The sequence below is a fragment of the Sphingobacteriaceae bacterium genome (assembly GCA_002319075.1).
GTDB lineage: Bacteria > Bacteroidota > Bacteroidia > B-17B0 > Aurantibacillaceae > Aurantibacillus.
In genome coordinates this window covers 2,652,615-2,677,474 of the sequence record NVQB01000001.1, presented here as the reverse complement: position 1 = coordinate 2,677,474, position 24,860 = coordinate 2,652,615, and the positions used below count along the sequence as shown (strand labels likewise).

The 24,860-nt window shown below is 38.7% G+C and carries 22 protein-coding genes and 1 tRNA gene; 11 read left to right on the top strand and 12 right to left on the bottom strand.

The window, feature by feature from the left end; all coding sequences use genetic code 11:
* Positions 1–44: 44 nt before the first annotated feature.
* The 11 genes from CNR22_11585 to CNR22_11535 form a co-directional block, all read right to left on the bottom strand.
* Positions 45–635: a bifunctional phosphoribosyl-AMP cyclohydrolase/phosphoribosyl-ATP diphosphatase gene (locus tag CNR22_11585; GenBank protein PBQ32383.1), complete on the bottom strand. Its 591-nt coding sequence runs from the start codon at positions 633–635 to the stop codon at positions 45–47.
* Complete coding sequence (locus CNR22_11580) at positions 632–1,384, bottom strand: imidazole glycerol phosphate synthase subunit HisF (GenBank protein PBQ32382.1); 753 nt, start codon at positions 1,382–1,384, stop codon at positions 632–634. The genes CNR22_11585 and CNR22_11580 overlap by 4 nt, the downstream gene beginning before the upstream one ends.
* The gene (gene hisA, locus CNR22_11575) at positions 1,378–2,091 is read right to left on the bottom strand and encodes a 1-(5-phosphoribosyl)-5-[(5-phosphoribosylamino)methylideneamino]imidazole-4-carboxamide isomerase (GenBank protein PBQ32381.1); all 714 of its coding nucleotides are present in this window, start codon (positions 2,089–2,091) and stop codon (positions 1,378–1,380) included. The genes CNR22_11580 and hisA overlap by 7 nt, the downstream gene beginning before the upstream one ends.
* Positions 2,088–2,669 (bottom strand): imidazole glycerol phosphate synthase subunit HisH, encoded by a 582-nt coding sequence (hisH, locus tag CNR22_11570; protein ID PBQ32380.1) that lies wholly within the window; start codon positions 2,667–2,669, stop codon positions 2,088–2,090. Before hisH ends, hisA begins: the two co-directional genes overlap by 4 nt.
* Complete coding sequence (locus CNR22_11565; GenBank protein ID PBQ32379.1) at positions 2,666–3,757, bottom strand: bifunctional histidinol-phosphatase/imidazoleglycerol-phosphate dehydratase; 1,092 nt, start codon at positions 3,755–3,757, stop codon at positions 2,666–2,668. Before CNR22_11565 ends, hisH begins: the two co-directional genes overlap by 4 nt.
* Positions 3,754–4,779 carry a histidinol-phosphate transaminase gene (gene hisC / locus CNR22_11560; GenBank protein PBQ34885.1) on the bottom strand — a complete coding sequence of 342 codons (1,026 nt, stop codon included), beginning with the start codon at positions 4,777–4,779 and terminating at the stop codon, positions 3,754–3,756. The genes CNR22_11565 and hisC overlap by 4 nt, the downstream gene beginning before the upstream one ends.
* 1 nt (position 4,780) lies before the next feature.
* The gene (gene hisD / locus CNR22_11555) at positions 4,781–6,061 is read right to left on the bottom strand and encodes a histidinol dehydrogenase (GenBank protein ID PBQ32378.1); all 1,281 of its coding nucleotides are present in this window, start codon (positions 6,059–6,061) and stop codon (positions 4,781–4,783) included.
* Positions 6,061–6,918, bottom strand: coding sequence for an ATP phosphoribosyltransferase (locus CNR22_11550; GenBank protein PBQ32377.1), 858 nt, complete (start codon positions 6,916–6,918; stop codon positions 6,061–6,063). The genes hisD and CNR22_11550 overlap by 1 nt, the downstream gene beginning before the upstream one ends.
* 826 nt (positions 6,919–7,744) lie before the next feature.
* Positions 7,745–7,816: transfer RNA gene (locus CNR22_11545), tRNA-Arg, on the bottom strand.
* Between the two features lie 81 nt (positions 7,817–7,897).
* Positions 7,898–8,332, bottom strand: coding sequence for a hypothetical protein (locus CNR22_11540; protein PBQ32376.1), 435 nt, complete (start codon positions 8,330–8,332; stop codon positions 7,898–7,900).
* Between the two features lie 19 nt (positions 8,333–8,351).
* On the bottom strand, positions 8,352–9,200 hold the full coding sequence (locus CNR22_11535) for a hypothetical protein (GenBank protein ID PBQ32375.1): 849 nt from the start codon (positions 9,198–9,200) through the stop codon (positions 8,352–8,354).
* A gap of 129 nt (positions 9,201–9,329) precedes the next feature.
* Here CNR22_11535 and CNR22_11530 point away from each other — a divergent pair, with 129 nt between their 5' ends.
* The 3 genes from CNR22_11530 to CNR22_11520 all read left to right on the top strand — a co-directional run bounded on the left by CNR22_11530 (position 9,330) and on the right by CNR22_11520 (position 14,732).
* Positions 9,330–10,091, top strand: a complete 762-nt coding sequence (locus CNR22_11530; protein ID PBQ32374.1) for a hypothetical protein — start codon at positions 9,330–9,332, stop codon at positions 10,089–10,091.
* A 174-nt stretch (positions 10,092–10,265) separates the two neighbouring features.
* Positions 10,266–11,138 (top strand): multidrug ABC transporter ATP-binding protein, encoded by an 873-nt coding sequence (locus tag CNR22_11525; protein ID PBQ32373.1) that lies wholly within the window; start codon positions 10,266–10,268, stop codon positions 11,136–11,138.
* A gap of 18 nt (positions 11,139–11,156) precedes the next feature.
* Complete coding sequence (locus tag CNR22_11520; GenBank protein PBQ32372.1) at positions 11,157–14,732, top strand: hypothetical protein; 3,576 nt, start codon at positions 11,157–11,159, stop codon at positions 14,730–14,732.
* A 17-nt stretch (positions 14,733–14,749) separates the two neighbouring features.
* Here CNR22_11520 and CNR22_11515 read toward each other — a convergent pair whose 3' ends face one another.
* Positions 14,750–15,169, bottom strand: a complete 420-nt coding sequence (locus tag CNR22_11515) for a hypothetical protein (GenBank protein PBQ34884.1) — start codon at positions 15,167–15,169, stop codon at positions 14,750–14,752.
* A 224-nt stretch (positions 15,170–15,393) separates the two neighbouring features.
* On the opposite strand from CNR22_11515, the gene CNR22_11510 reads away from it, so the two are divergent.
* The 8 genes from CNR22_11510 (at position 15,394) to CNR22_11475 (ending at position 24,842) form a co-directional block, all read left to right on the top strand.
* A complete protein-coding gene (locus CNR22_11510) occupies positions 15,394–16,086 on the top strand; it encodes an oxidoreductase (protein ID PBQ32371.1) in 693 nt (230 codons plus the stop codon).
* Position 16,087: 1 nt separating this feature from the next.
* Positions 16,088–16,729: a flavin oxidoreductase gene (locus tag CNR22_11505; GenBank protein ID PBQ32370.1), complete on the top strand. Its 642-nt coding sequence runs from the start codon at positions 16,088–16,090 to the stop codon at positions 16,727–16,729.
* Between the two features lie 49 nt (positions 16,730–16,778).
* On the top strand, positions 16,779–17,216 hold the full coding sequence (locus tag CNR22_11500; protein PBQ32369.1) for a hypothetical protein: 438 nt from the start codon (positions 16,779–16,781) through the stop codon (positions 17,214–17,216).
* 32 nt (positions 17,217–17,248) lie between these two features.
* Positions 17,249–18,295 (top strand): tRNA 2-selenouridine(34) synthase MnmH, encoded by a 1,047-nt coding sequence (locus CNR22_11495; GenBank protein ID PBQ32368.1) that lies wholly within the window; start codon positions 17,249–17,251, stop codon positions 18,293–18,295.
* Positions 18,285–19,352, top strand: coding sequence for a selenide, water dikinase SelD (locus tag CNR22_11490; GenBank protein ID PBQ32367.1), 1,068 nt, complete (start codon positions 18,285–18,287; stop codon positions 19,350–19,352). Before CNR22_11495 ends, CNR22_11490 begins: the two co-directional genes overlap by 11 nt.
* Before the next feature lie 19 nt (positions 19,353–19,371).
* Positions 19,372–20,250 (top strand): NAD kinase, encoded by an 879-nt coding sequence (locus CNR22_11485; GenBank protein PBQ32366.1) that lies wholly within the window; start codon positions 19,372–19,374, stop codon positions 20,248–20,250.
* Between the two features lie 99 nt (positions 20,251–20,349).
* Complete coding sequence (locus CNR22_11480) at positions 20,350–22,659, top strand: hypothetical protein (protein ID PBQ32365.1); 2,310 nt, start codon at positions 20,350–20,352, stop codon at positions 22,657–22,659.
* 95 nt (positions 22,660–22,754) lie between these two features.
* Entirely contained in the window at positions 22,755–24,842 is a 2,088-nt protein-coding gene (locus CNR22_11475) for a hypothetical protein (protein ID PBQ32364.1), read from the top strand.
* Positions 24,843–24,860: the final 18 nt, after the last annotated feature.

Below are 24,860 nucleotides of genomic sequence, written 5' to 3'. Positions count from 1 at the left end.
TAGTTTACTAATTAATTTAAAACAAAAACGCTCCAAAAGCAGAGCTATTTCCCCGAACGCACTTTTAAAACTTCCTCTATGTCTGATAATCTGATACCTTTTGCTTTCAACAGAATAAGAAAATGATACAAAAGATCGGCGGCTTCGTTTTTAAATAAATTGTCGTTATTATCTTTGGCTTCAATAACAAGTTCTACAGCTTCCTCACCTACTTTTTGCGCAACTTTATTAATTCCACTTTTAAAAAGCTTGTTGGTATAAGAATTTTCGTCATTCTCATCAATCCGCTGTGAAATTGTTTTTTCTAAATGATACAAAAATCCCTTTGCGGTTTCTTCCTGAAAGCAGGAAACAGATCCCGTATGACAGGCGGGACCCACAGGGTTAACGTAAATTAGCAGTGTGTCCTGATCGCAATCAAGCTTTATACTTTTCACAACAAGAAAATTACCAGAGCTTTCTCCTTTTGTCCACAGTCTATTTTTACTCCTACTGAAGAAAGTCACTCTTCCCTCTTCCTGTGTTTTTAAAAAAGCTTCTTCGTTCATGTAGCCTAACATAAGCACTTGTAAGGAGGTTTCGTCTTGTATAATTACGGGCACGAGTCCGTCTGTTTTCTCAAAATTAATTTTCATCGTACCGGAATGTTTTGTGTTTTTAAATAAGTTTTTAAGTCAGGAATAGAAAGTTCGGCGAAGTGAAAGATACTTGCTGCAAGTGCTGCACTCGCTTTAGTTTCTTTAAACAAGTCTTTAAAATGCTCCTTCTTTCCGGCACCGCCAGAAGCAATAAGTGGAATGCGAATGTGCGAACTCATTCGTTTTGTGATGTCTTGTGCAAAACCTGTTTTTACGCCATCGTTGTTCATGGAAGTTAAAAGAATTTCTCCCGCACCAAAGTTCTCTACTTCCTTTGCCCAATTCATAGCTTTTAAAGAAGTCATGCGTGTTCCACCATTTACAGCGACCAGCCATTCCTGATCGTTTAATTTTACATCTATGGCTACTACTACACACTGACTTCCGTAACACTTGGCAATCTCAGAAATTAATGAAGGCCGTTTGACCGCTGATGAGTTCAGGCTGATCTTATCCGCACCCGCTTCTATCAAAACATGCGCCTCTTCTAAAGACCTGATACCTCCGCCTACCGTAAAGGGAATATTAATTTCCCGCGCAATTTTTTCAACCAGCCTAACAAGTGTTTTTCGTTTTTCCAGTGTAGCGGTGATATCCAGAAAGACCAGCTCATCTGCACCTTCTAGAACATACCTCTTTGCCAGTTCAACAGGATCACCGGCATCACGAACCCCTAAAAAATTAATTCCCTTTACTACCCTTCCATTCTTAATGTCGAGACAGGGTATTATTCGTTTCTTCAGCATAATTCTTTTAATTCTTTGAGTGTTATTTTTCCTTCATAGATAGCCTTCCCAATAATTGCACCTGCACATCCCATATCTCTTAATTTTTTCAGATCAGCTACACACGAAACGCCGCCGCTTGCTATGAGTTTAATTTTCGTGAATGCTAAAATTTCTTTATACAAATCGTTAGAGGTTCCTTGCAACATTCCGTCTTTAGAGACATCCGTGCAGATAGCAGAAGTAATTCCCTGCTCTTCATACCTCTGAATAAATTCAAGAACATCCATTTCTGATCTCTCCAACCAGCCCTGTGTTACTATTTTTCTTGCATTACAATCTGCTCCGAGAATGATTCTGTTTGCTCCGTAAAGTTTGATCCATTCGCGAAATAAACCCGGATCTTGCACGGCAACACTTCCTCCTGTAATTTGTGAAGCGCCGTTTTCAAAAGCTATTTCGAGATCTTCGTTACTTTTTAATCCACCACCAAAATCTATTTTAAGATGTGTTTTCGAACTAATTTCATTTAGAATTTTATAATTAACAATGTGTTTTGACCTTGCTCCATCAAGATCTACAAGGTGTAAATGGTCGATGCCATGGTCTTCAAATTCTTTGGCTACTTCCAGAGGATTTTCGTTGTATATTTTTCGTGTGGCATAATCACCTTTGGTGAGACGCACACATTTTCCATCCAGAATATCTATTGCGGGAATGATTTTCATACCAGGTCTAAAAAGTTTTTTAAAATAAGTTCACCAGCGTCGCCCGACTTTTCGGGATGAAATTGCGTGGCGTAAAAATTATCTTTTTGCATGGCAGCACTAAACGGCAAAATGTAATCGCAAACCGCTGTAGTTTCTTTACATAAACCCGCGTAATAGCTATGAACGAAATAAAAATTTGTTTCCTCCGAAATCCCTCGAAATAATTCACCAGAAGCTGTGCGTAAATTATTCCATCCCATGTGTGGAACTGTTTGCAAAGCGGGAAATTTTTTTACGGTTGCAGCAAAAATTCCAAGGCCACTTGTATTTCCTTCTTCGGAAGATTGACACATCAAGTGTTGTCCAAGACAAATTCCGAGAAAGGGTTGCTTAAGTTGTTTTATTAAAAGATCTAGTTTATTCTCCTTCAGATAGTCCATAGCGCTGCTAGCCTCGCCAACTCCGGGAAAAATAATTTTATCAGCGGTTTTTATTAGCTCTTTGTCATCTGAGATCTCGCATACATAACCTAGGCGATCTATCGCATTTTTTACAGAGCGGCTATTTCCGGCATTGTATTTTATAATTACAATCATAGTTTACCTTTGGTGCTTGGGATTGAAAAATTATCCGTTTTAGCTACAGCCTTTTTTATTGCTTTTGCCCATGCCTTGAAAATCGCTTCGATCTTATGATGCTCATTTTCTCCTTCTGCTTTAATATTCAAATTACACCTGGAAGCATCAGTAAACGATTTAAAAAAGTGCATAAACATTTCTGTGGGCACTTGCCCTATTTTCTCCCTTTTAAAAACGGCGTCCCAAACCAACCAGGGACGACCGCCAAAATCTAACGCTACCTGCGCGAGGCAATCATCCATCGGCAATAAAAACCCATACCGTTCAATTGCCTTTTTATCGCCCAGTGCCCTGGTAAAACATTCCCCCAAAGCTATGGCAACATCTTCAATAGTATGATGTTCGTCTATTTCAAGATCGCCGCTCGCTTTAACCGTTAAATCCATATTAGCATGTTTTGACAATTGCTCAAGCATGTGATCAAAAAAGTACAAGCCCGTTGAAATGTGACTCTTGCCCACTCCATCTAAATTCAGTTCTACAAAAACCTCGGTTTCTGAAGTTTTGCGAATAACTTTTGCTTTCCTGGGTTCTGCCTTCAGATACTTAAAGATCTCCTCCCAACTTTTTGTAACCAATACAGCGTCTGCGCAATTTTTATCATTTAGAAATATAGCTCTGCAGTTCAGATTTTTAGCAAGTGCTACATCTGTCAGACGGTCACCTATAACGAAAGAATTTTCCAAATCATAGTTTCCTTTTACATACTGCATCAACATTCCCACTCCGGGCTTGCGTGTTGGCAAATTATTTTCGGGAAAAGATCTATCAATTGCTATTTCAGAAAATGTGACACCTTCATTTTTAAAAGCCTGCAGCATTTTATTTTGCGCCGGCCAAAAATTGGACTCCGGAAAAGAGTCCGTTCCCAATCCATCCTGATTTGTAACCATAACCAGTTCATACTCCATTTCATTGGCGATTCTCGCTAAGTATTGAAATACACCCGGATAATATTCCAGTTTCTCAAGGCTGTCTACCTGGAAATTATCTTTGGGCTCAATAATCAATGTGCCGTCTCTGTCTATAAACAAAACTTTCTTCATGCTTTAAATTCTTTTAGTGCGTTTATTAATTTTTCATTTTCCGCTGGACTTCCAACAGTTATGCGAATACAATTTCTGACAAGAGTTGTTCTATTTCGCGTGACGATTTTTTTAGCCACCAGATGATGATAGAGTTTATCTGCATCATTTACTTCTGCTAAAAAAAAATTAGCATCAGAAGGATAAATTTTTTTTACTGACGACAGCAAAGACAGCGTATTGACCAGGTTTTCTCTTTCAGATACAATTAGGTCCCGCTTATTTTTAAATTCAGCTAAATTACTTAAAGCCGCCACTGCCGCCTGCTGATTTAATAAACTCACGTTGTAAGGAGGTTTTACTTTGTTAAAAAGGGAAATAACTTCAGCGCTTGCATAGGCAATTCCAATCCTTGCTGCTGCGAGCCCCCAGGCTTTACTCAGGGTTTGCAGAATTATTAAATTGGGATAGAGCTCTATTTTTTCAGTAAAAGACGCTTCTGTACTAAAATCAATGTAAGCCTCGTCTACTATAACAATACCTTTAAACTCTTTAAGAATTTTTTCAATGTTTCTAATTCCATTTCCCGTGGGATTATTTGGCGAGCAAATAAAAATTACTTTTAAAAATGGATCATTAAAATACTCCCCTAATTTTTTCAAATTAATCTGAAAAGAATTATTTAATGGAACAGTTATGAGTTGTATATCATTTATTGCAGCTGAAACTTCGTACATGCCATAAGTTGGTGAAAATGTAAGCGCTCTGTCTTTACCGGGATTACAAAAAATGCGGTATGCCTGTTCGATGATTTCATCACTTCCATTTCCAATAAATATATTTTCTGATGGCATAGATTTAAGTTCACTCAATTTTTTCTTGAGTATCTTTTGATAAGGATCGGGATAACGATTTAATTCTCCATAAGGATTTTCGTTAGCGTCTAAAAAGATCGCGTCCTCACCCGTAAATTCGTCCCTTGCGCTGGAGTAGGGCTTAAGATCGCGGATGTTTTTTCTGACAAGTTTATTTAATTCAAACATTTTATAAGTTTTTAAGCCGGATACTAACTGCATTTTTGTGAGCTATTAAGTTTTCTGCTTCAGCCATTCGTTCAATAACAGGACCAATAGCTTTAATTCCCTCTTTAGTAATTTCCTGGAAAGTGATTTTTTTCACAAAACTATCAAGCGAGACACCACTATAATTTCTGGCAAATCCATTTGTTGGAAGCGTGTGATTGGTTCCACTGGCATAGTCGCCAGCGCTTTCACAACTATAATTTCCCAGAAATACAGATCCGGCATTTTTAATTTTTAGGATCAGTTTCCTGGCATTTTTTGTGGCAAGAATTAAATGCTCAGGTGCATAACCGTTGCTGAAGTCGAGGCAGTCAGAAATAGATCTCATAACAAGAGATTTGCTGTTTCGCAATGCGCCGGATGCAATTTCTTTTCTTGGCAATTGTTTTAACTGCTTCTGAACCTCCTCAAGGATAAGATCAGACGTTCTTCTGTTATCGGAAAGTAAAATCACCTGACTATCTATGCCATGCTCTGCCTGGGAAAGAAGATCTGCAGCTACAAAAGCCGGCATACAATTTTTATCTGCAATAACAAGCACTTCGCTTGGTCCGGCTGGTAAATCAATAGCTACGCCATATTTCTGTGCATATTGTTTTGCTGCTGTAACGTATTGATTACCCGGACCGAAAATTTTATCGACCTTAGGAACGCTCTCCGTACCATAAGTCATAGCCGCAATAGCCTGGACACCACCAATTGAAAATACTTTAGTAATTCCTACCAACTTTGCTGCGTACAAAATAGCAGGAGCTATTTCTCCATTTTTATCGGGAGGCGTACATAAACAAACTTCATTGCAACCTGCCAGTTTCCCGGGAACTCCTAGCATTAAGACGGTTGAGAACAAAGGCGCGGTTCCCCCTGGAATGTAAATGCCGATTTTTTCAATGGCCCTGCTCTCCCTCCAGCATTTAACTCCACGCGCCGTCTCTATTTTCCTGATTATTTCTTTTTGCGACCCGTGAAATTTTTCAATATTCTTTTTTGCGAACTTAACAGCCAGCTTTAATTCTTTGCTTAATTTTTTCGAAGCAGAATCAATAGTTTTTTTATCTACTCTCAAAGAATCTAAATTTACTTTATCAAATTGCAGACAATATTTTTTTACTGCCTTATCTCCATGAGTGTGAATTTCTCCAAAAACAGTTTCCATTAAATAATTCAGGTTCGCCTCTTTAACAGCGGGCCTTTGAGCCAATTGAGCCCACTCTTTTTTACCAGGATTTATAAATTGTTTCATCAAACGATCATTTTTTCAATAGGTATAACTAAAATTCCCTGCGCTCCAACAAGTTTCAACTGATCAATTACATCCCAGAATTCGTCTTCCTTTACAACAGAGTGAATACTGCTCCATCCCTTCATGGCCAATGGCAAAACGGTTGGCGATTTAATGCCCGGAAGAATGGAAGAGATCTTTGCGACCGCTTCGTCCGGTGCATTCAACAGAATATATTTATTTTCAACAGCGTTTCTTACTGCTTTAATTCTGAAAAGAAATTTGTCGAGGATTATGTGTTTATCTTCGGCCAGAACTTTGTTGGCTATTAAAACCGCTTCGCTTTTGTAAACAACTTCTACTTCTTTAAGGCCATTCATTAAGAGGGTGCTTCCTGTACTAACAATATCAAAGATGCCGTTGGCCAGACCAATGCCAGGTGCTATTTCAACGCTCCCACCTATTTCTTCGATCTCAGCGCTAATGGAATTTTCGCTGAAAAAATTCTGCAGAATACGCGGATAACTGGTCGCTACTTTCTTCTGATTAAAGTAAGAGAGTCCGCTATAGTACTCATCTTTAGGAATTGCCAGTGAAAGCTTGCAGGTAGCGAAGCCCAGTTTTTCAATAGTATAGACATTTTTATTTTTCTCCCAGACTTCATTTTCACCAACAATACCAATGTCTGCAACACCTTGTTCTACATATTGAGGAATGTCATCATCCCTTAAGTACAAAACTTCTACAGGAAAATTTGCGGACTCCGTTTTTAACTTACGGTCTCCATTAGAAAGTTTGATGCCACAGTCTTTGAACAGCGCGAGTGATTTTTCGCTGAGCCTTCCGCTTTTTTGAATTGCAATTTTTAGTTTACTCATTTTTTTGTTTTAGTGCCTGAGTAAACGAGAAGGAGAAATGTCTGAAAACAAAAAACCCGCCTGTTGACTCAGACGGGTTTTGAATATATGATTACAAACAAATCATTTCCACCTCACCTGAGAGTAAGCATGAAAATGATGATGTAATTGTTGTACGAAATTCACTTTTTTGTTTTTTAACTGTGACAAATGTAAGCGATTAAATTTGAATTGATCAGATTTTTTTTAAAAATTTTAAATTTTGCGAGCCAAGCCCTTTAAAATAGGGGGAACTGGGTCCAAAAGTAATTCTTAATAACTTCGCTCCTCTTTTTCCTAGAGCGATCTGACTTTATTTATAAGCTTTGTTGCGGTTCACCTTACTTTTATTTTGCAGGACCACCCACGCCCCTATCTGATTAAACGTTCTGATGTTTTTGATACCCGCTGCGAACCAAACATGGATGACACGAAGTTGAAAATAAAAAATTAATTAGTAAGGCGACCCGTTTGTCTCTTAAAATAAACTCAATATGTAAACGTAAATCTGTCTCCAACTCCCATATTACTATCATAATGTGGCTAAAGTGCACTATTCTTATTTAATAATATAGCTGAGTTCCGCCATATATTCTAAGTCCCTATTTCCCATAAAATTCATCTGCAAATTCAAAATCTTTTTTACTAAAAAGTAAATAAACACAATAAGGTAAAGACATATTTATAAACTAAGAAAAATTCTGAAGTGGCGACGAAGTAGAACTAACTCCGTGCATTCACTTCTAAACACTACTGAAGCGAAAAATCCCCTTCCGAAATGAGTCGAAAGGGGATTTTTCTGCTTCTGTGGCTCCGGCGGGAATCGAACCCACATCTAAAGTTTAGGAAACTTCTATTCTATCCATTGAACTACGGTGCCGCGGCTTAAAACCGGATGGCAAAAATACTCAAAACAAATTGATTTCAGAAATCTGAACCGCTTTAAGAACCTTTATGACGCTTATTTCTTCACCCGAACAAAAATTTCACTCTCACTAAAAATTCGAAGCCATACATAGCCGGTTACCTTTATTGTATTTTCGTTAACTGGTGTGATAAAGGCGCAGTAGGTCTTATCTGTCTTAGGCTGATAAATAGTTCCATTGGTCCACTCACCATTCTTGTATTCAAAATTTTTCATCGCCACCATATTGATCCAGTGCTGCCTTTCTTTCGGCAGCGGTTTTCCGGGGTCTTTTAAATTTTGAACCCATAAAACTTTAGCAAAATATTTTCCGTTTTCCTTATAACAGTTTACCAGCATTTGGTGTTTAGAATCCATCCATTTGCCGATCAGCTGATCACCTTTGTTTTGAGCAAGACAGGAGGATACAGTGTAAAGACAAAAAAAGATTAAAAGGCCGCTAAAATTTTTCTTAAAACTAGTTCCAGTCATACATTACTTACTCCCCGAATTATTGAAGCTTCTTCTTAAAAGCTTTCATAGTAGCTTTTGGTGACATGACTACCGGAATACCATTCCAGTCTTTATATTTAGCAAGCAAAACTTCGCTCTGAGAGTCGTCTGATGCAGCCGTTTTCATATCTTTAAAATACTGTTCAAAATCTAACATCACTTCCTTGCCCCCATAAGCACCATGCCCTGGAACAATGTGTTCGATAGAAAATGTTTTTTGAAAATACGCTATGGCTTCTATAAATCCATCCGGATCGGCTTTGCCAAGAATAATAGCGTTTTGTTTGTTCAGAATTACGTCTCCGCCAAATAAAAGTTTGCGTTTATGGGAATAAACAAATACATCGCTTTCGGTATGCGCAGGTTTTCCAAAATTGATAATAGTAATTGTATCATCATTCATTTTAATATCCTTACGCCCTTTCAGCCATTCTGTTGGGAGAGATTCTTTTCCGGCTTCTTTGTTCCATTGTTCAGCGGTGTAATTGCCGCCGGCAATTATTGTACTCCCCTTATAAAATTTATTTCCGCTGTTATGATCAGGATGAATGTGTGTATTAATAACAAGAATAGGTTTATTGCCCTCTACCTGTTTTGCCTGATCGTAAAGATTTTTCGCCGCATCGTCCATTTTTGTATCTACCACAATAACTAAACTGTCTGAAGCAATAATGCCAGAGTTACCGCCACCACCTATGACAATCATCAATTCTTTATCATATGGAATCATGGTAATTTCTTTCATCTTTTCTAAAAAAGGACGCAGGTAGATCATGTATAAACTTCCGCCAATTAACGCTATAACCAGTACTATAATTCCCAGCCACTTAAACATCTTTTTTAACATTTTGTTCTTTTATAATTTGATCAAATGTACTAAGTGAGACATGAAATCCCTATTTATTTTAGAGATGCGATATACAAATTCAATAGAAAGAAAACTTTATCTTTATAATACCCTGTATTCGTAAAACCTATGTCGTTTTTAAGTAGCTCTCTTTTTTATTCTGTCTTGCTGTTTGCCGGAATACTCCTGATGGACACTTTGGGTTGCAGATTGCGTGCGAAAAAAAATACACTTGAACAGAATGCATTAGGTGCTATGGAAGGCGCCCTGCTGGGACTTTTAGGATTACTTCTTGCTTTTACTTTTAATCTCTCGGCCATAAGGTACGATACCAGGAGACAAGCTATAGTGGAAGAAGCAAACGCCATTGGAACGGCAATTCTGAGAACCGATTTATACGCTGACAGTTTAAAACCTTTTTTCAAAAAAGAGTTCGCTAACTACGTCAATGCACGTATAGCCTATTATAATGCAGGAAACGACGAATCGAAAATCCACGAAGCTCTCGGTCTTTCTTCCTCTATTTCTCAGGGAATCTGGAATAAAGTTGCTTTACTTTCTCACGACAAAGAAAATTTTCTTTCCAGCAGCCAGATGATCCCTGCCTTAAACAGTGTGATTGATTGGGTATCTACCCGCGATGAAGCACGCCTGGCTCATGTTCCCCATTCTATCATTTATCTTTTATTTGTTTTGTGCCTCTCCTCAGGCTTTATAATTGGCTATGGCCGGGCAAATCAAAAGTCGAACTGGATTCTGGTGTTTTGTTTTTCATTGATGATCAGCATCACGGTATACCTGATTCTTGATCTTGATCAACCGAGAAGCGGCCTCATTACTATGGATGCCACGCATCTAAAAATGAAGGACCTTCTTCTTATGCTAAAATAGATACCGATCTTACTGGTTTTTGACTTATATGTTTTAAAGACCAGTCAAACTTCTAAAGAACCGCATAAACTATATTTCTTTCCAGGTATTGCTATATTGTATTAATTTGAAAAAACAATCAGGGCGAGTCTGTAACTTTTTGCTCCAGAAAATCGTCCTACAAAAAAACCCACTATGATTTTACAGATAAACAATCTTAACAAACAATACAGCAATGGAGTTCACGCGCTAAACGACGTGAGTTTAACCATTAACAAAGGTATGTTTGGTTTGCTGGGTCCTAACGGCGCAGGCAAGTCTTCTCTTATGCGTACACTCGCCACCCTGCAGGATGCAGATAGCGGTTCCTTAACATTAGGAACTATAGATGTACTAAAAGATAAAGAATCTGTTCGTAAAGTTCTCGGCTACCTGCCACAGGAATTTGGGGTATACCCAAGAACCTCTGCTTTGGAGCTGCTGGACTATTTGGCTTTATTAAAGGGTTTTGGTAATGCCAAAGAGCGTAAAGAAATGGTGGATCATCTTCTGGAAAAAGTAAATCTATACGAACATCGAAAAAAAGCTGTAAGTAGCTACAGCGGAGGAATGCGTCAACGTTTCGGAATTGCACAATGTTTGATTGGTGATCCTAAACTCATCATTGTGGATGAACCAACGGCGGGCCTTGATCCGGGAGAAAGAAATCGCTTTTACAATATTTTAAGTGAGATTGGCGAAAACATCATTGTCATTCTTTCTACACACATCGTGCAGGACGTTCGCGAGCTCTGCACGCAAATGGCGATCATGGACAAAGGAAAACTACTGTTTAGCGGAAACACAGATGATGCACTGCTGCAAATAAAAGGCAAAGTCTGGGAGAAAAAAGTAAACAAGACTGAACTTTTAAATTATAAAGCCGATTATAAAGTCATTTCTGATAAGTTGGTAGGTGGCGCTCCACTCATTCACGTGTTCTCAGAAAATAGTTTAGCTAACGGTTTCAGCCTTGCCGAAGAAAATTTGGAAGATGTTTTTTTTGCAAAGATCAACGAATTAGTGTAACCCTTTACCCAAAAAATTATGTGGAAATTTATACGTTACGAATGGAAATACTGGCTGAGCTCGCCAATGCTCTGGATATTTCTTTTCATCAACACACTTCTGGTAGCCGGCGCTGTATCCTCCGACAACATACAAATTGGCGGAGGCGTAGGCAGTGTTCATAAAAACGCCCCATTTGTAATACAGGGATATTACGGAGTAATGTCGCTCATTTGTTTGCTCATGACAACTGCGTTTATGAACGCCACGGCTAATCGCGATTTTCAATACAACATGTACCAGTTCATTTTTTCTTCTCCTATTCGCAAAAGAGATTATTTTTTCGGGAAATTTATTGGCGCTGCCAGTGTTGCTGTAATTCCTTTGCTTGGTGTTTCCTTTGGTGCCCTGATAGGTCCGTTGCTCCCATGGGCAGAACCGGAAAGATACGGCGAACTAATGATTTCAGGACATTTAACCGGACTTATTACTTTCGGAATTCCCAATGTTATTATTACCGGGGTATGGCTGTTTGCATTGTCTGTTATTTTCAGAAGCAACATCGTTTCTTTTATAGGAGCTATGTTGATTCTTGTTCTTTATGCCATGTCGCAGGGCTTCACAAGCGATATTCAAAAAGAATGGATAGCTAATATTATTGATCCTTTTGGTTTCAGGCCTCGTGGCATCATGTCGAAATACCTTACAGTAGATGAAAAAAATCTTTTTCCTGTGCCTCTGTCTGGTGCATTTCTATTTAACCGTTTGCTTTGGCTAGGCATTAGTTTTCTTATCCTGGCAGCATCTTATTTTCGTTTTTCATTCAATACAAAAAAAGAAAAAGTCTCTAAAGAGAAAAAACAAAGCACTTCTGAGGTGCGACCAATCGGCCTTACTAAAGCCTATGAACCACGTCTGGCTAACCGCTTTTCCTTCTACGCATTGTGGTATTTAATAAAAGTAGAAACCAAAGCTGTTATTAAAAATCCGGTTTTTATAATTATTGTAGCTATTGGTCTTATTAACCTTATTGCAAGTCTTACCAGTTTTACCGGTCGTTATGGTACCGACCAGTACCCGGTAACCTACGATGTGATAGATGCAATTAACGGCTCTTTTTATCTTTTCATTATTGCTATAATTACTTTTTACTCCGGTGTTTTAGTCTGGAAAGAAAGAGATGCTAAGATGAATGAAATTCAGGATGCAACGCCTGTAAAAACCGGACTCCTGTTTACTTCAAAATTAGTAGCAATGATTTTTTCCATCGCTCTTATTCTTGCGTGTACAATCTTTATAGGTGTTTTGGCACAAACGGCTTTTGGTTATACGAATTATCAATTACCCGTTTATTTAAAATCCTTACTGGTGCTCGATCTTTTATCCTTCGCTTACCTTATAGTAATTGCTTTGCTTTTTCATTATCTTATTAATAACAGGTACATAGCTTATTTTGCCTTTGTCGCTTTTATCATTCTGAATTCATTTATCTGGAATTTGCTGGAGATGGACTCAAACATGTTGAAGTTTGGGGGCACTCCAGACCTTATTTATTCCGATATGAACGGTTACGGTCCATTCGTTAAAAGTCTTGCCTGGTTTAATGTGTATTGGTTTATTTTTTCTTTGCTTCTTTGCATGGTAATTTTTGCCTTTTATATCCGTGGAAAAGAATCTGAATTCATACAAAGATTTCAAAACGCGAAACCCATTTTTGTAAAAAACAAATTATCCATTTCTATTCTGCTTTTTCTTTTTGTGCTATGTAGCAGCTTCGTATATTATAACACGAAAGTGCTCAATCACTACGATTCAGAAGACTCCCAGGAAAAAAAACAAGTGGATTATGAAAAAACTTACAAAAAGTTCGAAGGATTAATTCAACCGCGTTACATTAAACTCAATTACACCATTGATCTTGATCCCTACCAACGGAATATGGTAGTTGGAATTGAAGCATGGGCCATGAATAAATCCAACGAAGAAATAAAAGAAATACATTTTACACTGCCAACCCTCTCCGACAGCATTCACATAGACATTGGTGGCGCTGTTATAAAACAGCGTGACAACCGTTTAAACTACAGAATTTTCACTTTAAATCAAGCCTTAAAATCGCAGGATTCGATCCTGATTAAAATAAATCTTTGGAAGCTGAACAAAGGTTTTGAAAACGAAGTAAGTTTTACACAGTTAACGCAAAACGGAACATTTTTTAATAACTCAGACATTCTTCCCACTATTGGTTATAAAGAAGGGAATGAGATTGGAGATAAAAACAAAAGGGCCAAATTAAAGTTGCCAAAAAAGATACGCGCTCCCAAACTCAATGAAAATGATCTTAAATCGCGAGCCAATAGTTACATTGCGCGTGATGCTGATTGGGTGGATGTGAACACTGTAATTAGCACTGCCAGCGACCAGACCGCCATTGCGCCCGGAACCTTGATCAAGAGTTGGGAGGCTGATGGCAAGAAGTATTTTAATTACAAACTCGATCAGAAGTCACTGAATTTTTATTCTTTTATCTCGGCACACTATGAAGTGGAAAGGAAACACTGGAACGGTATCGACCTTGAGGTGTATTATATAAAACAACATGCCTACAATGTTCCAAACATGATGAAGAGTTTAGAAAAATCTTTAGACTACTACACAAAAAACTTCGGCCCCTATTATCACAAACAATGCCGCATCATTGAATTTCCAAGGTACGCTGGTTTTGCGCAGGCTTTTCCCGGAACCATGCCTTACAGTGAGAGTATAGGATTTATTGCTGATTTACGAGATGTAACGGCTGATGATATTGACCAGGTATATTATGTTGTTGCTCACGAAATGGGACACCAATATTGGGCTCACCAGGTATGCGGAGCCGAAATGCAAGGCAGCGAATGGATGAGCGAAGGATTTGCACAGTACTCGGCTCTTATGGTGATGGAAAAAGAATATGGAAAAGATAAAATGAAAAAATTCCTGAAATATGAAATGGATGGTTACCTGCGCGGAAGAAGCAATGAATTTGAAGCAGAGCGTCCTCTTTTAAAAACAGAGGGACAAGGTTACATTCACTATCAGAAAGCGAGTGTTGCAATGTATTATTTAAAAGAACTGATTGGTGAAGAAAAGGTTAACCAGGCGCTAAGATCTCTGATTGATACCTTCGCTTACAAACAACCACCCTATCCAACATCTTTGTCGGCGCTCAGGGCATTAAAAAAAGTAACTCCCGATAGTTTGCAGTACGTGCTCACAGATCTCTTTGAAACTATCACCCTTTTTTCAAACCGTATGCTTGATGCTACTTATAAGAAGGTAGGAACCGAATACGAAATAACTTTAAAGACCACTTCCGAAAAATTCAGAAGCGATTCTTTAGGAAAAGAAACTTTTCTTCCCATTGCCGATTACATAGACATTGCCGTTTTTGAAGAGCCTGAAGGCACAAATAAAACAGGAAAAGTGCTTATTCAACACCGTTTAAAAATAACGAAGAAAGAAAACACCTATGTTTTCAGGACTAAAAAAGAACCTTACCAGGCGGGAATTGATCCCTACAACTACCTGATTGACCGAATTCCGGATGATAATGTAAAAACTTTCACCGAACTCTGATTTTTTATTGGGCGATCTTACTCTGAAAGAATTTCCCAGGTATGATCGCTCAATAATTTAACGGTACTGATGTATTCGAGTGTCTCAGGTATTTTTCCCCAGGAATCAGGACCAATCAACATTAACCTGTACTGCCCGCCACGCTTATAAAGAAAATAAGTTTGACCAATGAAAGGTTCAAACGCAACTTCCGCAGTATAAATTTTTTCGCTTATTTCAACCCGCCTTTTTAACTCATTTGCCTGATGAATAAGTACTTCTACCTGCTTTTGAATCTGCTGAAGTTGCCTCGTCGTTTGTTCATGCATAGCCGATAACGCGCGGCTCTTAATTTTGCCAACATCTTCCGGATTTACAACGATGCTCCCAATGGTGTGCGCGTAAGGTAAGATGCCCGGATTCTCAGCAACCTTGTCTTTGTCAATTGGATTCTTCATGGAACTAAAACTATTTTTATTAAACAAAAGGCACTCTAATTTGTTTACAAGAATATCAATTCTCTGAATGCCCGACACACTTCATACAAAACAAGTCCTTAACAAGCATCTTGCAACACCATGGCACTTTATGCGTTTCCCAAACACCAGAGATCCAGATGACTAACCATCCGAAAATTTTCACTAATACATTAACCTTTTAAACACAGTAAAAGAAAATAATCATGAATAAACATTTTGTATTTGCAGGAGCCTCCAGTAAAACAGCCATTGAAACTGCTAAACTTTTATGGATGCAAAATCACCGTATAACCGGCATCAGCACGAAAGAACACACCGGTGATTACGACCGTTTTCATAAAATTGACTCTTATGACTTTTCAGCATTTCCCGCAATAAATGAGGGCATCGACGGACTTGTTTATTTTCCGGGAACAATAAATCTTAAACCCTTTAACCGTTTAAATAAAGAAGATTTCTTAAATGATTTTCAAATAAACGCCCTGGGCGCGGTTGCATTTTTACAAGCATATCTTCCGCAATTGAAAAATTCAAAAACAGCTTCTGTGGTTTTTATCAGTACAGTAGCCGTTAATACAGGGATGCCATTTCACAGTTCCATCGCTATGGCAAAAGGCGCCCTGGAAGGCCTTACGAAATCTTTAGCGGCAGAACTTGCACCCGGCATTCGTGTAAATTGCATAGCTCCCTCCTTAACGAACACACCTCTGGGCGAAAAATTTCTTAATACACCTGAAAAATTTGAATCTTCCCAAAAAAGAAACCCTCTTAAAAAAGTAGGAGATGCACTGGATCTCGCCAATGCAATCGATTTTCTTCTTTCTGAAAAATCGTCGTGGATTACCGGTCAGGTGCTTGCTGTAGATGGAGGAATGAATAATTTAAAGTTGCTCTGATATGTCGCATTATTTTTCTCATCATGAACTTCTGCAGATGGACCAGCGCCATCGTGCCACATTTATCAATTCTTTAGGCGGCTTTAAAAGCGTAAATCTTGTAGGCACCAAAAATCAACAGGGTCAAACCAACCTCGCGGTATTTAATTCCATTGTTCACCTGGGAGCAAATCCAGCACTTGTAGGACTTATTGTGCGACCCGATTCGGTAGAACGACATACCTATGAAAACATTATTGCGACAGGCTTTTTTACCCTGAACCATTTAAATAAAACCATTTACGAAGCAGCGCATCAAACCTCTGCGCGCTATCCCCGAGAGGTTTCAGAATTCCAGGCAACCGGCCTTTCTGAAGAGTATAAAGAAGGATTTTTTGCGCCCTTCGTAAAAGAATCTTTTGTACAAATTGGACTTGAGTTTAAAGAAAAAATTGAATTAAAAATAAACGGAACCTTACTTTTAATCTCCGAAATAAACCAGGTCTATCTTCCGGAGGGCGTAGTTGCAAAAGACGGATTTATAGATCTTGAAAAAGCGGGAAGTTTAACTTGCAGCGGACTTGATTCCTATCATAGCACGCAAAAGATGAAACGGTTAAGCTATGCCAAACCTAACACGATGCCAAAAGAATTTACCCCATAAATTTGCTTAAATTTATGAGGTCGCGCGGATTTTAAAATGATTTTAATTTATGGAAAAACAGTCTTACAAAAATCATATACGCTGGTATGTGAATCATCATTTTATTTTTTATCCTGCTGTAAGCCTTTTAACCACAGCAAGTATAGTGCTTGCTTTTAAAGATCCGCATAATCATTTTTTGTGGATCGCCTTTTCGTTTGTTTTTATTCTAATTGCTTTGCTTTCGTTAATGCTCCGTCAGCACTACGCCTTAATAAATCAAAACCGAACTGTTAGACTTGAGCTCAGATTTCGTTACTACGTTCTCACTCACAAACGTTTTGAAGAAGTAGAAAACAAATTGAGTAAAAGTCAGGTTTATGCTTTACGTTTTGCCTCCGATGAAGAACTTCCTGGTCTTGTAACAAGAGCGTTGCAGGAAAATCTCTCAGGAGACCAAATTAAACGTTCTATAAAAAATTGGTTACCAGACGACATGCGGGTTTAAGCATTCCAGATTTTTTAGGCATCTTTGCCTTAATGTCCATCAGTAAATTAAATATCGAAGAGTTTCTACAGTTTGCTAAAACTCATCCTGTTCTGGATGTGCGAAGTCCTGGTGAATTCGAACATGCGCATATACCTGGTTCTTTTTCCTTTCCCATTTTTAATGATGAAGAAAGAAAAATTATTGGCACTGCCTATAAACAAGAGAGTCGTGAAAAAGCTATAAAGTTGGGTCTCGATTTTTTTGGAAAGGACATGGTGCGACATGTAGAAGCTGCCGAGAAAATAATCGCAGAAAGAAAAAACAATTCGCGGGAGATTGGAGTACATTGCTGGCGTGGCGGCATGCGAAGTTCTGCCATGGCATGGCTGCTCGATCTTTATGGCTTTAAAGTATATTTATTGAACGGAGGCTATAAATCTTTCCGTCACTGGATCTTAGAACAATTTGAAAGGGATTACACTTTTTCTATTCTTGGCGGGTACTCAGGCGGAAATAAGACTGGTGTTTTAAAAGAATTAAAAACAGCGGGACAACCTATTGTTGATCTGGAAGCTATTGCTTCACACAAAGGTTCTGCTTTTGGTGCGTTAGGAATGCCAGCGCAACCAAGTCAGGAACAGTTTGAAAATTTGCTGGGCCTGGAATTAAATAACCAAACACTCATAGGTACGCGCATATGGATGGAAGCCGAAAGTCAGCGTCTTGGCGATGTAAATATTCCATTTGTTCTCTACCAAAAAATGCGAACTCAAAAAACTTTTTTTCTGGACATTCCTTTTGAGAAACGTTTACAACATATTTTAGAGCAGTATGGAAAATTTGAGAAAGCATCGCTTATCAATGGTATAGTGAGAATTAAAAAGAAACTAGGTGGACTCGAAACAAAAACAGCCATAAATGCTCTATTGGAAGACGATATACAAGCATGCTTTTCGATATTGCTTAGATACTACGACAAACTGTATCTAAAAAGCACACACAGTAAAGAAGAAGGTGAGCGGGAAATTATTTACTTAGAAAGTGATTCTACAAACGCAAAATTAAACAGTGAAAAACTTATTCAACATGTCCGCTGAAGAAAAAACTAAAATCGCCCTAACACAGTACGCTCACGGAGCAGGTTGCGGATGCAAAATTGCTCCACAGGTATTGCAGGAAATTTTAAAGAGCGAGGTAAAACAATCTGAAAATAAAAACTTACTTGTTGGAAACAGTAGCAACGACGATGCTGCTGTTTACGATTTAGGAAATGGCAAAGGATTAATTTCCACCACCGATTTTTTTACCCCTATTGTAGATGACCCATTTGATTTTGGTCGCGTAGCTGCAGCAAATGCCATAAGCGACGTTTATGCCATGGGCGGAACACCAACTCTGGCGCTCGCCATATTAGGCTGGCCCGTAAATAAATTAGCGCCCGACCTGGCAAGACTGGTGATTGATGGCGCCCGAACAATTTGCAACGAGGCCGGAATTCCCTTAGCAGGTGGTCATAGCATTGATACGCCTGAACCCATGTTTGGTTTATCTGTAAATGGCCTGATTGATCTTCCAAACCTCAAAAAAAACAACACCGCGCAGGAAGGCGATTTGATCTTTCTAACCAAAGCAATCGGCACCGGCATCCTATCTACTGCTCAAAAAAGAAATCTTTTGAGGGAAGAAGATAAAGATGGTTTAATAAAACAGCTTGCAAGTCTCAATACCATAGGAGAAAAATTGGGAAAAATAAAAGGAGTTACAGCTATGACGGATGTTACAGGATTCGGAATACTCGGACATCTCATTGAACTGGCAGACGGTAGTGCACTGAGTGCTCAGCTGAATTATTCGTCCCTCCCAAAAATGAGTTGTTTGCCACACTACTTAAGTCAATCTATCGTTCCTGATGCTACTTACCGAAACTGGAACGCTTACCAGTCGCAGGTAAGTTTTGGAGCAGGAGTAAATGTTGCAGAAGCTTTTTCTGTTCTACCAGATCCTCAAACCAATGGCGGTATTTTGTTTACCGTATCTAATGCCAGTATTGAGGAGATAAAAAAATTGCTGAACGAAAATCAGCTTGCACATTTTAGCCAACCCATAGGAATTATGCTAAAAAAACAAGAAAAAGTAATTCTGGTTGAGAATTAAATAATTTTATCTTTGTGTTATGACAATCGCCATATACGCGCGTTCCACCAAGGACAATCACGCCGCTTATATAGAACAAATAGTTCAATACCTTACCGCAGAAGGAGTGGAGGTGATTATCTATGAGCACTACTACAAGTATTTAAAAACAAATTCGGAACTAAAACTTGATATACCAACTTATTCTACTTCCGAAGAGTTGATTTCTAAAGCTTTTTATCTCATTTGTCTGGGTGGCGATGGCACCATGCTGGAGACCGTTACCTTCGTTAAAAAATCAGGAATTCCCATTCTTGGGGTTAATACAGGCCGGCTTGGATTTTTATCGCAGGTAAATAAAGATGATCTTGAAAAAGCACTTTCACTTTTATTGCACGAAAAATTCACGCTCGACAAAAGAGAACTGATTGAGATGGAAGGCTGTAATAATTGTTTTAAAGATTCGAATTACGCTTTAAATGAATTCACCATTCATAAAAAAGACAGTAGTTCGATGATCAACATTGAAACTTACATTGATGGCATCTTTCTAAATACTTATTTTGCTGACGGATTAATAGTTTCCACCCCAACAGGTTCTACTGCCTACTCATTAAGCTGCGGTGGTCCGATCATGATGCCAGACTCCGACAATTTTATTATTACGCCTATTGCTCCGCATAATTTAACTGTGCGTCCAATTGTGATCTCCAACAATAAAGAAATACGTTTTAAAGTAAGCGGGCGACACGACGATTTTAACGTTTCGCTGGACTCCCGCGGAGCACAAATCCCGACTGGATCAGACATTCGGATCCGTAAAGCCAACTTCCGCTTAAACCTTATCAATCTTGAGGGACAGAACTTTTTCACGACCCTTCGTAATAAAATGATGTGGGGTCTGGACAGAAGACATTAAGTTCTTCAAAAACCAATTCTTAAATATATCCTGCCACTTACTAATTCCCTGCAGAAAAATGCGATAATTTCGTTATTTTTGGTTATAAGCAAATTTTTCATGAAACACTTATACCTCCTTGTAACCGCTTTAATTTTATTTTTTAGCGCTGATCTATTTTCTCAAAATACCACTTTCTGGTCAACTACTAACGAAAGTTCTATTCGCGTTACAGGAGTGAGACAAATTATTCCACAAAAATTTAAAACCTTTTCTTTGATTGGAGAAGACCTTCGTGAAAAACTTTACCAGGCGCCACATGAAAAAAATACAAGAGTAGAACTAAGTAATACAGTTATATATCTTCCGACACCCAGTGGTTCCATTCAAAAATTTAAAGTGATCGAAAGTCCGGTTATGGCAGAAGAACTTTCGCTTGCCTATCCGCAGATTAAAACATTTATTGTGAAAGGCATCGATGATCCTCATGCAACAGGAAGAGTAGACTGGAATCAATATGGCTTTCATGGTATGATTTTTTCGGCGCGCGGCGATTATTATATTGATCCTTATTGTTTAGGAAATTCAAAAGACTATATCAGTTATTATGTAAGTGATTTTGCAAAAGATCCAGCACATGCTATGACCGAAGATGGTTTAACCCTTATACCAGATGGTTTTCCAATGGAACCGAGTTTTTCAGCGGGCAAACAAAATGCATCGCCTTGCGTAGGCGCTCAACTACGCACTTACCGTCTTGCCGTAGCCTGTACAAAAGAATATGCAAAGGCTGCTACTGGCTCTACGGGTACCGTTATTCCTACAGTAGCTCAAACCCTTGCTAAAATTGTAACCAGTGTAAACCGCGTGGATGGCGTTTATGAAAGAGAAGTGGCCATCCGTATGGTGCTCGTTCCCACCGAAACTTTAATCATTTTTACTTCCGCGGCGAATGATCCTTTTACAGGCAACAATAACTCCAATACTTTAATCGGCGAAAGTCAAACTGTTATTACCAACAACATTGGTACTGCGAATTTTGATATCGGACATACTTTTAGCACCGGAGGCGGGGGTCTTGCCAATCTCGGATGCGTTTGTAATGCGCAAAGCAAGGCGAGTGGCATCACCGGAAGCTCCTATCCTGTTGGAGATCCTTACGACATTGATTATGTGGCTCATGAGATCGGTCACCAGTTCAGGGGCAATCATACCTTTAATGCTTTAACCGGAAGTTGCTCAGGCAATAGAAATGCAGGCACTTCTGTAGAACCAGGAAGTGGAATTACAATTATGGCTTATGCAGGAATCTGTTCGCCAAATGATGTATCCAATCATAGCATAGCATATTTTCATGCCATCAGTTACGACGAGATTGTAAACTTCTCTACCTCCGGAAGCGGCAACAGTTGTGCTGTTACGACTACCACCGGAAATAATCCGCCTGTGGTGACTACCAATGGAAATTACATTATTCCCTTTTCTACACCTTTTATAATGACCGGAAGCGCAACCGATCAGGATGGGGATAAACTTTACTATTCATGGGAGGAGACGGATGCGGGCGTTTCCGGAGGAAACTGGAGTACCGGTACAGCGCCGTTTTTCAGATCGTACGCGCCAGACTCCCTTTCAACTACTGCTACCGAATACTCCCGCTACTTTCCAAAAAAATCGGTTGCTGCCAGCGGAAATTTTACAAATACAATTGGTGAATACCTGCCAAAGACACCACAGGTGCTAAACTTCAGACTTACAGCCCGCGATAAAAAAATGGGTGGAGGCGGTTCCTGCTACGCCAGTGCAAAAGTTACGCTGGATAATGCCGGACCTTTTATGCTAACTTATCCAAGCACCGGTGGCATTATATGGCCTGCGGGCACTTCGGAGGCTTTATCATGGGACGTAAACGGAACAGACCACGCTCCTGTAAGTTGTGATTCAGTTCGCGTATATATCTCTTATGATTCAGGAGCGAATTACTCTGTTTTTATATCTTCTACTCCAAACGATGGTTATGAAGCAATTACGGTTCCTGCACTTGCAAGCACCACAACTACCTGCAGAATTAAAATTGAAAGTATTGGTAATATTTTTTACGATGTTAGCAATAATAATTTCACCATTTCTAATGGACCTGTGAATCTTGTAGGTATCAGCCAGATTTCAGAAAATAACCCGATGGGTTTAAGCGTGTGGCCCAATCCTTTTGCCGACCATTTTTCTTTTAGAGTAGGCCATTTAAACAGCTCTGATGCAACGGTTGTAACAGTAGTAGATTTACTCGGCCATGTGGTTCTTCAAAATAACTACACAAATAAATCTCAGTTGATGGAAACGCTAGATCTCACCACATTAAGCAATGGCGTTTATTTTATAAAAGTAAGTAATGACTCCAAGCAGTCAGTACACCGTATCGTTAAGAATTAACCTGGAATAAAAACGGTAATGTCCATAGATAAAACAGGTTCTTTTCTTTAAAAGATAATTTTTGCTCTTAAAGATTTTGCATTATTTTTATATGGATGTATCAGCGCCTAATTCTCTTTGTTCTAACTCTTTCAAGTTTCTCGTTAAGAGCGCAAGATGGTTATTCGAAAAAAGAACTCCTCGATTTGCTAAAAACAAATCCGTCAGACACTACATTAATTAATGTATATAATGAATTGGTCTGGCCCATTTACAGTTATGATGTGCCGGATTCTTCAATTTATTTTGCCAAAAAAGCCATTGAACTTTCTACAAAAACCAATGATATAAAGCGCCTGAGTATTGCTCACAGACGTTTGGGAATTACCTATACGAATATCGGCGACATTAAAACCTCCATCGAGCACCAGCAAAAAAGCTACGACCTCTCTGAAAAAATAAACTATAAAAGAGGTATGCAGCTCGCCCTTAATAATATTGGCGTAGCGTATCTTAATAACGAGCTTTTAAATAAAGCCTTACCTTATTTTTTAAAGAGCCTTCAAATAGCAGAGGAAACAAATAATTTTGCAAGTGCCGGAAACCTTTATTTTAACTGTGCGCAGGTTTACAGAAGTATAGGAAACATCCGAAAATCAAATTTTTATCTCTATAAGGCAAAAAAATTAGCTGAATCTCAGAGAGACACAAATTTACTTATCATCTCAAACACCAACCTGAGTACAAGCTTTCGCAATTTAAAACTGCTTGATTCAGCGAGATATTTTTCAGGAGAGGCGAAACGCTTCATCAACAACCGGAGTAGCAGCAATGCAAAGTTTAATTACCATTTAAATGAAGGACTCCTTCTGTCACAGGCTGGTGAGCATCAAGCAGCCCTCGAACGATTTTTAGAAACACTCCCTCTCGCAACGGTCACCAATGATGAGATCACGGTTCTCATAAACATTGCTGATGAGTATAATTTTTTAAAGCAGAGTGACAAGGCGCTGACTCATTTTAAGAAGGCCTATGACATCAGTTACAAAGAAAAAACCTATAACAATCTTGCGTATTTAAGTTTTGCCATCGCAAAAATTTATGAGCAAAGAAAAGACTATCCAAAATTTGCCGGCATGATAGACAAACATTTGGATTACAAAGATTCAAATGATAAATACGTCAAAGTGCATCAGATCCAGCAACAACAACTGGAATTTGATTATGAGCGTAAGCATGTGGCCGACAGCCTGCGTTTTGAGACCAAAGAAAAATTAAAAGATAGTGAGCTGGAAGTTGCGTCAGCCCGCCTTACTAAAGAAAAATATTTCCGCATCATGTTGTTCGCAATTCTGGCGGTGATTATTGTGTTCGCGATTTTTATTTTGAATCGTTTTATTTTAACGAACAGGCAGAAACGAATTATTGAGCGGCAAAAACAGATCGTTGAATTAAAAAACCAGGAGATCCTTGACTCTATAAATTACGCAAAACGTCTGCAAGCTGCCATTTTGCCACAACTCAACGACATTAAAAAGGAATTGAACCTCGATATTCTTTACATGCCAAAAGATATTATTGGTGGCGATTTTTATTTCTTTGAAAAACACAATGGCTATACTTTCTTTGCAGTTTGCGATTGTACCGGACATGGAATTCCCGGAGCTTTGATGTCAGTAGTGTGTCACCAGGCTTTGAGAAAATCTATTACGGAATTTGGATTGACACAACCCGGCGCTATTCTAACAAAAACACGGCAAATAGTTATTGAAAGTCTTAATGCCACACAACAAAACATTAAAGACGGCATGGATTGTTCCTTAATTGCAATCAATGATCAAACTAAAAAAGTTAGTTGGGCCGGTGCAAACAATCATGTGTGGATTTTTAATCATAAAGAACTTGCAGAAATAAAAGCAGACAAGCAGCCTGTAGCTTTTTATGAAAACTCTAAAGAATTTCAGACACATGAATTAGACATTGCAAAAGGATCTTTTGTTTACCTTTTTACGGATGGTTATGGAGATCAATTCGGGGGTTTGAGAGGAAAAAAATACAAAAACAAATCTTTAAAAGAGTTTTTAATTTCGGTAGCGAATCTCACCGTCGAAAAACAAATCGAATCGCTTCAACAAAATTTTATTGCCTGGAAAAAAGAATTAGATCAGGTAGATGATGTAGCGGTGACGGTGATTCGGTTCTAGGCCTCGACCGTTCAGCGT

Coding starts and splice junctions, on each gene's coding strand:
- CNR22_11585 (PBQ32383.1), bottom strand. CDS start 635: ATGAAAATTAATTTTGAGAAAACAGACGGACTCGTGCCCGTAATTATA.
- CNR22_11580 (PBQ32382.1), bottom strand. CDS start 1,384: ATGCTGAAGAAACGAATAATACCCTGTCTCGACATTAAGAATGGAAGG.
- hisA (PBQ32381.1), bottom strand. CDS start 2,091: ATGAAAATCATTCCCGCAATAGATATTCTGGATGGAAAATGTGTGCGT.
- hisH (PBQ32380.1), bottom strand. CDS start 2,669: ATGATTGTAATTATAAAATACAATGCCGGAAATAGCCGCTCTGTAAAA.
- CNR22_11565 (PBQ32379.1), bottom strand. CDS start 3,757: ATGAAGAAAGTTTTGTTTATAGACAGAGACGGCACATTGATTATTGAG.
- hisC (PBQ34885.1), bottom strand. CDS start 4,779: ATGTTTGAATTAAATAAACTTGTCAGAAAAAACATCCGCGATCTTAAG.
- hisD (PBQ32378.1), bottom strand. CDS start 6,061: ATGAAACAATTTATAAATCCTGGTAAAAAAGAGTGGGCTCAATTGGCT.
- CNR22_11550 (PBQ32377.1), bottom strand. CDS start 6,918: ATGAGTAAACTAAAAATTGCAATTCAAAAAAGCGGAAGGCTCAGCGAA.
- CNR22_11540 (PBQ32376.1), bottom strand. CDS start 8,332: ATGACTGGAACTAGTTTTAAGAAAAATTTTAGCGGCCTTTTAATCTTT.
- CNR22_11535 (PBQ32375.1), bottom strand. CDS start 9,200: ATGTTAAAAAAGATGTTTAAGTGGCTGGGAATTATAGTACTGGTTATA.
- CNR22_11530 (PBQ32374.1), top strand. CDS start 9,330: ATGTCGTTTTTAAGTAGCTCTCTTTTTTATTCTGTCTTGCTGTTTGCC.
- CNR22_11525 (PBQ32373.1), top strand. CDS start 10,266: ATGATTTTACAGATAAACAATCTTAACAAACAATACAGCAATGGAGTT.
- CNR22_11520 (PBQ32372.1), top strand. CDS start 11,157: ATGTGGAAATTTATACGTTACGAATGGAAATACTGGCTGAGCTCGCCA.
- CNR22_11515 (PBQ34884.1), bottom strand. CDS start 15,169: ATGAAGAATCCAATTGACAAAGACAAGGTTGCTGAGAATCCGGGCATC.
- CNR22_11510 (PBQ32371.1), top strand. CDS start 15,394: ATGAATAAACATTTTGTATTTGCAGGAGCCTCCAGTAAAACAGCCATT.
- CNR22_11505 (PBQ32370.1), top strand. CDS start 16,088: ATGTCGCATTATTTTTCTCATCATGAACTTCTGCAGATGGACCAGCGC.
- CNR22_11500 (PBQ32369.1), top strand. CDS start 16,779: ATGGAAAAACAGTCTTACAAAAATCATATACGCTGGTATGTGAATCAT.
- CNR22_11495 (PBQ32368.1), top strand. CDS start 17,249: ATGTCCATCAGTAAATTAAATATCGAAGAGTTTCTACAGTTTGCTAAA.
- CNR22_11490 (PBQ32367.1), top strand. CDS start 18,285: ATGTCCGCTGAAGAAAAAACTAAAATCGCCCTAACACAGTACGCTCAC.
- CNR22_11485 (PBQ32366.1), top strand. CDS start 19,372: ATGACAATCGCCATATACGCGCGTTCCACCAAGGACAATCACGCCGCT.
- CNR22_11480 (PBQ32365.1), top strand. CDS start 20,350: ATGAAACACTTATACCTCCTTGTAACCGCTTTAATTTTATTTTTTAGC.
- CNR22_11475 (PBQ32364.1), top strand. CDS start 22,755: ATGTATCAGCGCCTAATTCTCTTTGTTCTAACTCTTTCAAGTTTCTCG.